The organism is Nevskiales bacterium (assembly GCA_035574475.1).
Lineage (GTDB): Bacteria > Pseudomonadota > Gammaproteobacteria > Nevskiales > DATLYR01 > DATLYR01.
In genome coordinates, this window is the sequence record DATLYR010000220.1 from 1 (window position 1) to 9,642 (window position 9,642).

Here is a 9,642-nt window from a genome sequence, read left to right on the forward strand (position 1 = left end):
GCCGGCAAACAGAACTTCATCGATGAGCTCACGCGGCACTTCCCGGACGAGGCCGAGGCCATCCGCCGTTATGTCGAGCTGGTCTACAAGGTGTCGGTGGCGGCGCGGCCGTTCTTTGCCGGCCAGGCGCTGCCGCCGGCGCTGGCGAAGCTGTACAACAAGGGTCGCCGCTGGCTGGTGCCGAAGCAATGCCTGCTGACGACCCGCGAGGTGCTGGAGTCACTGACGCAGAACCAGGAGCTCATCGGCGTCCTCACCGGCCAGTGGGGCGACTACGGGATGCCGCCGGCCGAAGCGACATTCATGATGCATGCCTCCGTGGTGAAGCATTATCTCGGTGGCGGCAATTACCCGGTGGGCGGCTCCTGGCGTATCGCCGATACCATCACGCCGGTGATCCGTGCCGGCGGCGGCGAGGTCTTCACCTACGCCCGCGTGAAGCGGATCCTGGTCGAGAATGACCGCGCCTGTGGCGTACTGATGGACAACGGCGATACGCTGCGCGCGGACCAGGTGATCAGTTCCGTGGGCGCGCGCCTGACCTATGGCGAGCTGCTGCCGGAAGAGCAGCGCCTCAAGCATGGCTATGCGGACAAGCTGAAAACCGTCAAGCCCTCGGGCTCCACGCTGTGCCTGTTTATAGGCTGCAAGGGCTCGGCCGCCGATCTCAAGCTGCCCAAGACCAATCTCTGGATTTATCCGACGCCGCACCATGAGCGCAACGTCGAGGCCTTCCGCAGCAATCCCGATGCGCCTTTCCCGCTGCTCTACGTCTCCTTCCCGTCCGCCAAGGACCCGGAGTGGGACAACCACTACCCCGGCAAGAGCACGGTGCAGGTCATCACCATGGCGCCCTACGAATGGTTCGAGCGCTGGCGCGGCACGACCTGGAACCAGCGCGGCGCCGACTACGAGGCGTTCAAGGCACGGCTGGCCAAGCGCATGCTGGCCGGCCTGTACGAGCAGATGCCGCAGCTCTGGGACGCGGTGGATTTCTACGAGTTGGCGACGCCTCTATCCACCGAATGGTTCCACCTCTACGACCGCGGTGAGATCTACGGCCTCGACCACGACCCGCAGCGCTTCCGCCAGGACTGGCTGCACCCGGTGACGCCGGTGAAAGGCCTGTACCTGACCGGCCAGGACGTGGTCACTGCCGGCGTCGGCGGCGCGCTGATGGGCGGCGTGCTGACCACCGCGGCCCTGCTCGGCTCCGCCCAGTCGAAGCTGTGGAAACTGCTCAAGACCTGGCAGCCGTCGGAATCGAAGGGCGTCGCGTCACGGCCGCTGCCCGACCCTGTCTGAGCACCCGCGCAATCAGAGTCGCTCGAGCCGCACCGGCAGCCGGTCCTTCGGGATCGGCAGGCTGGTGAAATCCTGCCGCATTTCGTAGCCCTCGGGCACGCTCCAGCGGAAGCGCAACAGCATTTGGTGCAGCACGGCCTTGACCTCCATCTCGCCGAAGTGCATGCCGATGCACTTATGCGCGCCGCCGCCGAAGGGCACGAACAGGAACGGGTGCCGCTTGTCTTCCGCGCGTGACTCGTTGAAGCGCTCCGGGTCGAAGCGCAGCGGCTCGGTCCAGTACTCGGGCATCGTGTGCGAGAACCAGGGGCTGACCTGGACCAGATGGTTGGCCGGGATGCGGTAGCCCTTGAACTCGCATTCGCGCGTCGTGCGCCGCGGCATGGCCGGCACCGGCGCGCACAGGCGCAGTGCCTCTTTCATCACCAGCGCCATGCTGCCGAGCTTGGCCAGGTCGTCGTGGTCCGGCGCGGCCTTGCCGAGCGCGCGGCTCTCGGCGCGCAGGCGACCCTGCCACTGCGGATGGCGAGCCAGGTGGTAGATCATGTTGGTCAGGGTAATGGTGCTGGTGTCGTGCGCCGCCATCAGCACGAAGATCATGTGGTTGATCACGTCCTCGTCGGAGAATGCCTCACCGCTGTCGGTGCGCGCATGACACAGGCGCGCAAACAGGTCGCCGGTCGCCGATGCACGCTTGGCCGGCAGCTCGCGGTGGAAGAAATCCTCCAGCACGCGCCGCCCGACGATGCCGCGCCGCCAGCGCGTGAATGGCAGCGGGTAGCGGATCACGTCGGTGGGTGCGCGCACCGTGTCGAGGAAGGCTTTGTTGAGTGCGGCGGCCTCCGGGCCGGGGCTATGGCCGATGAAGGCCACGCTGGCCAGGTCCAGGGTCAGCGCCTTCAGATGATCGAAGACCCTGAAGCCCTCGCCCGGCTGCCAGGCCGCCAGGCCGGCGGCGATGCCGGGGTTCATCAGCTGCAGGTAGCCGGCCAGCGCCTCGCGCGTGAACGCCGCCTGCATGATGCGCCGGTGCATGCGGTGCTCGTCGAAGTCCAGCAGCATCAGCCCGCGGCGGAAGAAATTCGCCAGGAAGAACTCCCAGCCGGCGCTGGCGAACAGATCGCCACGGTTCTGGTACACGAACTGGTTGGCGTCCGGGCCGAGCAGCGCGATGAAGCGCTCGCCGAAGCCCATGGTCCAGGACACCTCGCCGTAGCGCTCGTAGCGCCGGCGGATGGCGGTGTCGAAGTGCAACAGGAATTCGAGGCTGCGCCCGACCAGCGGCCAGCCGGGGTCGCCGGGAATCTCGCGCAGGCGCCCGGCGGCGCCAGCCGGCATCACGGTTTCAGTCACGGCACGCTCCGCTGCAGGGCCGAACCACAGGTTAGCACCGCCCTGTGTCTCGATGCGTGTGAGGACAGCCCGGATTACCGGGCGGGGTACCGCCGCCTCCGGTCAGCGCAGCAAGCCGGCGCCCCAGGCGCGCAGCGCGTCGAGCAGCGGCTGGAAGCAGGCCGGATCACCGCCCGCGCCACTGAAGGCGCAGGGCGCCAGCGCGCCGCCGCCGACGGCATAGGCCAGCGACAACGCCAGCCCGCCCAACGCGAGGTAAGCGCCGATGGCCAGCCCGCCCAACGCCACGGCACCGAGCGCAAAGCCACCGATCGACAGCAGACCGATACTGGCGCCGCCGAAGCTGATCCCGCCGAGCGCCAGACCACCCATCGCGAACATGCCCACGGCGACATTGCCAACGGCGATGATGCCGCGCGCCACCCGGGGCCTGCCGGTGGCGGGGTCGATGCCGCTGGCCAGGTGCAGGAGCGGCAGGCCGAACAGCGTCAGGCTGGACTTGTATTCATAGCCCCCCATGCGCAGCAGCACCGCCGGCGGCGCCACGAGCCGTGCGCCCGTCAGGAACTCCCCGCAGTACCGGCACTTGACGGCGTCGTCCATGATGGATTCGGCGCAGTAGGGGCATTTCTTCATACAGGCCTCCAAGGCGTACCGGCGGCTTGTCTGGCACTTGGCGATTCTGCGCCTTCCGGCAGTGCGAGGTCCACGCGGCACCGACCGGCAGCCGGGTAATGCATTTACTTATAACGTTTCGAAGCTAAGCCTTTGCGGCCCATAGAAGGCTGTAGAATAACGTCCGAAATGCTGGGCAAGAGCCCTGGTCGAAGATGACGATGTCTGCACAAACTGCACAGCAAATTGTCGCCACCAATAGCGCCGGCCTGACCGCGGCCGAGATTGCGGCGTTGAACCAGCGCTATGCACCGCTGCACTTCGAGGAGCGGCTGCGGCTTCTGTACCAGAGCTATTCGCCCGACGAGGTGCTGGTGACCTCCTCGTTCGCCGCCACTTCGGCCTATTTCCTGCACATCATCTCGCGCATCGAGCCGCGGCAGAAGATCGCCTTCATCGACACCGGCTACCACTTTCCGGAGACGCTGGAATACAAGCAGTACCTGATCGAGAAGCTCGGACTGCAGGTGTTCGACGTGCGCGCGGAGGACTGGAAGCACCAGTTCACGGTCAACGACAAGACCTACCTGAACGACCCGGACTTCTGCTGCTCGATCAACAAGGTCGAGCCGCTCGACGCGATCAAGCCCAATTACAAGATCTGGGCGTCCAGCCTGATGCGCTGGCAGACCGACCACCGCGCGGGGCTGGACATCTTCGAAGAACGGCGCGGCATCATCAAGTTCAACCCGATGATCGACGTGACGCGCGAACAGCGCGACGCCTACATTCGCGAGCATGACCTGCCCTTTCATCCGCTGGTGGCGCAGGGCTATGCCTCGATCGGCTGCACGCACTGCACGGTCAAGGGCGAGGGCCGCAGCGGGCGCTGGGTGAACAAGCCAAAGACCGAATGCGGCCTGCACTTATAAGTGCTACGCGCTGGTATGGGCCCGCGTCCGCGGGCCCACCCACAACGAGCAAAGGCAAAGAAGCGACAGGATAGATTCTTGCCACTCCGCAACACATCGACGCAGTACGGCAGCCTGGCTCAGGCCCTGCACTGGCTGGTGGTGGTCTTGCTGATCGGCGCCTACACGCTCGGCTTCTACATGCAAGACCTGCCGGTTTCGCCCGCGCGGGTGAAGCTGTTCGCCTACCACAAGTGGCTCGGGGTCACGATCTTCGCGGTGGTCGCGCTGCGCCTCGGCTGGCGGCTGTGGTCACCGCCCCCGCCGCTGCCGGCCACGCTGGTGCCTTGGGAGAGGCGCGCGGCCGAGATCACGCATCGGCTGCTCTACCTGCTGCTGTTCGCGGTGCCGCTGTCCGGCTGGCTGATGAGCTCGGCCAAGGGCTTCCAGACCGTGCTGTTCGGCGTACTGCCCATTCCGGACCTGCTGGCCAAGGACCCGCCGCTGGGCGCGGCGCTGGAGGCCGTGCACAAGACGCTGAACAAAATCCTGCTCGGCGTGGTCCTATTGCACGTCCTGGCCGCCCTCAAGCATCACTTCGTGGACCGCGATGCGGTGCTCGCGCGCATGACGCCGGGGTTGTCGCCACCGAAATAGGACGGGGTTCCGCCATGCGCCTGCGCGCCATCGCCCTGCTGCTGTTCGCCGCCGCACCCGCCCTGGCCGGCGAACGGCCGTTGCGGGCGGACCAAAGCGAGATCGGTTTCACCGTCACGCAGATGGGCGCGGGCGTCAGCGGCCATTTCAGGCGCTTCGAAGCCAGGATCGATCTCGATCCGGCCAGGCCGGAGACCGGCACGGCCGAGATCAGCGTCGACATTGCCAGCCTCAGCACCGGCGAGCCCGACGCCGATGCCGAGGCGCTGACCAGGCCCTGGCTGGATGCCGCCGGCTTCCCGAAGGCCACGTTCAGAAGCCGCGGGGTCCGCGCGCTCGGCAACGGCCGCTACGAGGTCAGGGGCCGGCTCAGCATCAAGGGCCAGCCGCGCGAGGTCGCCGTGCCATTCACGCTCCAGCCGCAGCCCGACGGCACGCTGCTGGCCAGCGGCGAGTTCACGATCCGGCGCACGGATTTCGGCATCGGCGGCGGCGAGTGGAACGAGGACGATCTGGTCGCCAACGAAGTGCCGGTCCGCTTCCGGCTCGTGCTCGGGCCGCCGCGCTGAATTTCCCCTCAAGACATCGGCATCAGCCGAAGGAGCCGCTCATGAAAAAGATCGTTCCCCTGCTGGCCCTGCTGATCATGGTCGGCACCGCCCGGGCCGCTGACACATACGTGATCGACCCGACGCATACCTTCCCCAGCTTCGAGATCGACCACCTCGGCTTCTCCACCTTTCGCGGCCGCTTCGACAAGACCCGGGGCACGATCACCCTGGACCTGGCCAGGAAATCGGGTACGGCCGACGTGACCATCGACGTCGCCTCGGTCTCCACCGGCGTGGACAAGCTGAACGAACACTTGCTCAAGGACGATTTCTTCGACGTCGCGAAGTACCCGACCATCCGCTTCACCTCGAAGGATTTCCGCTTCGAAGGCGACAGGTTGGTGGCGGTCAAGGGCGACCTGAGCATGCACGGCGTGACCCGGCCGGTGACGCTCACCGTGACCCGCTTCGCCTGCAAGGAGCATCCGCTCAAGAAAATCCCCGCCTGCGGCGCCGATGGCCATGCCACCATCCGGCGCTCGGAGTGGGGCATCAGCACCTATTCGCCCAGCGTCGGCGAGGAAGTCACGCTGCGCATCGAGGTCGAGGCCCACCGGCAGCCCTGACCCCGCGCGCCGCGGCGCTCAGCGTGGCGCCGCGGCCGCCGCTACGGGAGCAGCCGCAACCACCGGCGTCTGCGCCGGCAGGCGCCGGCGGGGACGCTTGGCGACGCGATGCGGGAACGACAGCTCGCTCTCCAGCTCCGCCAGCGACTCACGCACATAGCCCGGCAGCGACTCCGTGCCCGCCAGCGCATCCGGACAGGCGGTGAAGCCGAAGCTCAGCTGGTCGAGGTAGCGCAGGCAGGTGATGTTCAGGCCCTGGCCATGGAACAGCAGTGAAAGCGGGTACACCGCCTCCAGCCGCGCGCCTTCGAGGTAGAGCGGCGTCTTCGGCCCCGGCACGTTGGAGATGACCAGGTTGAACATCGGCCGCAGTCGCCCGCCCCAGCCGCACAGTTGCTCCACCAGGAAAGGCAGCATCAGCGTGGCGGTGTACGGCAGCAGCGCCGCGCGCGGCAGGCGGCCGAGGTGCTCCTTGGCGCGGCGGGTCGAGGCGTGGATGGCCTTGAGCCGGGTGCGCGGGTCGGCGATGTCGGTGCCCAAGTTCGCCAGGCAGAAGCTTAGCGCCGTGCCGGTGCCGGGCCGGTGGTCGTCGCGTGGCCGTGTCGAAACCGGCACCGCCGCCGTCAGCGGTGCACCCTGCACGTCCAGGTCTGCCAGCAGGCGCCGCAGTGCGCCGGCGCATACGGCCAGCACCACGTCGTTGCTCGAGACCTGGCCCAGCTGTGCCAGCCGCTGGATGCGGGCGTAATCGCAGCGCTCCAGCGCATAGGCGCGCCGCGCCGTGACCGGGCGATTGAAGGGTGCCGCCGGCGTGCGGTACGGCGTCATCAGCTGGTCGGCATGGCTGACCGCCGCGCGCGCCAGCTCGCGCGCCGCCTGGCCGAGATAGGCCAGCACACCACGACCGGGCACGGGGGCGGCGTGCCCGGCGACCGGCGCCAGAGCCCCCCCGTCGGCCGCGCGCAGTGGCGCAACCCGGTCGGCAATGGCGGGCGACGGGTGCGGCGCCCAGGGTGGCGGCAGGCCACGCGTGTCGGGCGTGTGCGCAAAAACCGACTCCATGAGCCGTGAGCCGGCGATGCCATCGAGCAGCGCGTGATGCACCTTCATGTAGAGCGCCAGCTCGCCGCCCGGCAATCCCTCGAAGACGTGGCATTCCCACAGTGGACGCGTGCGGTCCAAGAGCTGGCCGTGCAGGGCTGCGAGCTGTTCGCTGAGGGCATCGAGGGGAGCCACGGCGCCGTTGCTGGGCAGCCTGTGCAGCTGCACATGGTGCTCCATGTCCAGGTAGCACTCATGGAACCACAGCGGGATCAGGCCACGCAGACGCTGCGTCGGCAGGATCAAATCCCACGGCGATTCGGCGCTGGTGGACGAGCGCAGCTTCTGAACCAGCTGCTGCGCGAAGTCGGGAGGAGCGTCGGCGGGTGGCGAAAAACGCATCAGCACGCCGACATGCATCGGCGTCTCCGGCCGTTCGAGCAGCAGCCAGGCACTGTCCAGCAAGCCGATTCTTTTCATTTTGCACCTCCTCTTGAGTCCTGTGAGGAACCTCCTTTTGCACGCCGGGCTCAGCCTGAACCCTGCAGATGACGTGCCAGCGACAGATTCATGTCGATCAATGCCGCCATACCCGAGAGAATCCGCGTCGACCAGCGGCGGGTGTCACGGAAGCAGCGCGAGGGCCGTGCCCGGCCCCTGCCGCGGGCAGAGCCGAAGTGCCCCCCCTGGGGATGCGCCCAGGGGCGGAAAGCATGTGTCGCGTGGTTGTGTGGCGCTCTGCGAGCCCGCGTCTGCTTCATGACCGACCTCCATACGTCTTGCAGGTGTACAGGCGGTCTGATTTGGCAACTTCCGTGCCACTGGCGGAAGTGCGCAGGAGAACCAGTATAAATAGCAAAAAATTGTTGGAATGCAAGGGTCATGGCGGGCAAAAATGTCGCTCGCCGGCGACAGTTTCGGCCTGCCCGACGCCATCACTGGCGCCCGCCTGTCGCCGGATCACGACAGGCTGGGTGTCGCGCGCGACTGGGATGCCTCAGGGCGGGTAGCGCAAACCCGTCAGCCGCTCGCACAGCGCCCAGAGCCTAGCGGCCAGTTGCGGATCGCGGGCCTCGGGCCGACAGTCCACCTTCTCCGGGAAGCCCTTCAGCTGCTTGAACCCCCCGGGCCCGTAGTAGTCGCCGCCGGCGACGCCCGCGGCGGTCGCGGCATACAGCGCCGGCAACGCGCCCCTCGCTGGCGGCTGGGCGAACAGCCGCGTGGACAGCCGCATGAAGAAACCGCCGAGGTCGAGGTTGGTTGCGGTGTAACCGGGATGTGCCGCCACCGCGATGACCGGGGCTGCGGCCCGCTTGAGCCGGCGATCGAGCTCGAACGTGAACAGCAGCGTCGCCAGCTTGCTCTTGCCGTAGGCATCCATGTCCCGGTACGGCTTGCGCTCGAAATGCGGGTCGTCGAAATCCAGACCCGGCGTCAGTCGGTGTGCCAGGCTGGCGGTGTTCACCACGCGCGCACCCGGCGCGGCGCACAGGCTATCGAGAAGGCGCAGGGTCAGCGCATAGGTACCGATGACATTGGTGCCCAGGTGCATCTCGAAGCCGTCGCGGGTCTTCCCGAACGGCGCGAGGATGGCGCTGGCGTTGTTGCACAGGATGTCGAGCCGCGGGAAGCGCGCGCCGAAGGCCTCCGCGAAGCGGCGGATCGACGCTAGCTCCGCCAGGTCCACGTCCATGACCTCCAGCCGCGCGCCGGGAATCTCGCTGCACAGCTGGCGCGCGGCCGCCTCGCCTTTCGCCCTGTCGCGGCAGCCCAAGATCACGGTCGCGCCGGCGCGGGCCAGCGCGCGCGTGATTTCCAACCCAAGCCCGCGATTGGCACCGGTGACCAGCGCCAGCTTCCCGTGCAGCGCAGGGATATTCTGCGCCGTCCAAGGTCTATTCATTGCATCTCCTCACCCATCCGTCCACAGACTACGTGCAGGGTAATCCGAATGCCTACCCTGTCCGCATGAGCGCGCATGCACGTTACACTGGCAGTCTGTTGAGGCAAACACCCCAGGAGTCGAACGGATGCTGCCCTTTTCGGCATTGATGCGCAGCGCGCAACTCGCACCCGGCTCGTGCACACTGGACGTAGGCGAAGACTGGTTGCAGGGGCGCAGCGTGTTCGGCGGCCTGCAGGTGGCGGTCGCCGTGCGCGCCATGCGCACGCTGGTGCCCGAACTGCCGCTGCGCACGCTACAGGTGCTGTTCGCCGCGCCCGTGCCCGGCGGGCCGGTCCAGGCGCAGGCGCGCGTGCTGCGCAGCGGCAAGAGCACCACGCATGTCGAGTCGCGTATCCTCGACGGCGAACAGACGCTGGCGCTGGTCGTGGCCGTATTCGGCGCCGCCCGTGAATCCGTGGTGTCGCTGGCGCCGCAGCAGCCGACGGTGCCGGACACGCACGCCATTCCGTTCCGCCATGTCCCCGGCGTGACGCCGGCCTTCACCCAGCATTTCGAGTCGCGCTGGCTGCGCGGCACGCTGCCGTTCACGAATACGTCGGTACGCGAGATCGTGGTCGAGACCGCAATGCGCGACAGCGGTACGGCCAGCGAGGGCCATGTCATCGCCATCGCCGATC

General features: G+C 67.5%; 10 protein-coding genes. 6 read left to right on the forward strand and 4 right to left on the reverse strand.

Annotated features, from left to right (window positions below; translation table 11 throughout):
• On the forward strand, positions 1-1,305 hold a 1,305-nt coding region (locus VNJ47_13245), incomplete at its 5' end, for an NAD(P)/FAD-dependent oxidoreductase (protein HXG29798.1).
• 12 nt (positions 1,306-1,317) lie between these two features.
• On the opposite strand, the gene VNJ47_13250 is transcribed toward VNJ47_13245, so the two are convergent.
• Both VNJ47_13250 and VNJ47_13255 read right to left on the reverse strand, forming a co-directional pair.
• On the reverse strand, positions 1,318-2,658 hold the full coding sequence (locus VNJ47_13250) for a cytochrome P450 (protein HXG29799.1): 1,341 nt from the start codon (positions 2,656-2,658) through the stop codon (positions 1,318-1,320).
• Positions 2,659-2,760: 102 nt separating this feature from the next.
• Positions 2,761-3,294, reverse strand: coding sequence for a zinc ribbon domain-containing protein (locus VNJ47_13255; protein ID HXG29800.1), 534 nt, complete (start codon positions 3,292-3,294; stop codon positions 2,761-2,763).
• Positions 3,295-3,494: 200 nt separating this feature from the next.
• Between VNJ47_13255 and VNJ47_13260 the strand changes: the two genes are divergently transcribed.
• The 4 genes from VNJ47_13260 to VNJ47_13275 all read left to right on the forward strand — a co-directional run bounded on the left by VNJ47_13260 (position 3,495) and on the right by VNJ47_13275 (position 6,018).
• The gene (locus VNJ47_13260) at positions 3,495-4,205 is read left to right on the forward strand and encodes a phosphoadenylyl-sulfate reductase (protein ID HXG29801.1); all 711 of its coding nucleotides are present in this window, start codon (positions 3,495-3,497) and stop codon (positions 4,203-4,205) included.
• A gap of 78 nt (positions 4,206-4,283) precedes the next feature.
• The gene (locus tag VNJ47_13265) at positions 4,284-4,841 is read left to right on the forward strand and encodes a cytochrome b (GenBank protein HXG29802.1); all 558 of its coding nucleotides are present in this window, start codon (positions 4,284-4,286) and stop codon (positions 4,839-4,841) included.
• Positions 4,842-4,855: 14 nt separating this feature from the next.
• Positions 4,856-5,410, forward strand: a complete 555-nt coding sequence (locus VNJ47_13270) for a YceI family protein (protein ID HXG29803.1) — start codon at positions 4,856-4,858, stop codon at positions 5,408-5,410.
• A 41-nt stretch (positions 5,411-5,451) separates the two neighbouring features.
• Positions 5,452-6,018: a YceI family protein gene (locus VNJ47_13275; protein HXG29804.1), complete on the forward strand. Its 567-nt coding sequence runs from the start codon at positions 5,452-5,454 to the stop codon at positions 6,016-6,018.
• 18 nt (positions 6,019-6,036) lie between these two features.
• On the opposite strand, the gene VNJ47_13280 is transcribed toward VNJ47_13275, so the two are convergent.
• A complete protein-coding gene (locus tag VNJ47_13280; GenBank protein HXG29805.1) occupies positions 6,037-7,539 on the reverse strand; it encodes a wax ester/triacylglycerol synthase family O-acyltransferase in 1,503 nt (500 codons plus the stop codon).
• Positions 7,540-8,056: 517 nt separating this feature from the next.
• On the reverse strand, positions 8,057-8,962 hold the full coding sequence (locus VNJ47_13285) for an oxidoreductase (GenBank protein HXG29806.1): 906 nt from the start codon (positions 8,960-8,962) through the stop codon (positions 8,057-8,059).
• A 127-nt stretch (positions 8,963-9,089) separates the two neighbouring features.
• On the opposite strand from VNJ47_13285, the gene VNJ47_13290 reads away from it, so the two are divergent.
• Positions 9,090-9,642: thioesterase family protein (locus VNJ47_13290; protein HXG29807.1), on the forward strand; the 553-nt coding region annotated here is incomplete at its 3' end.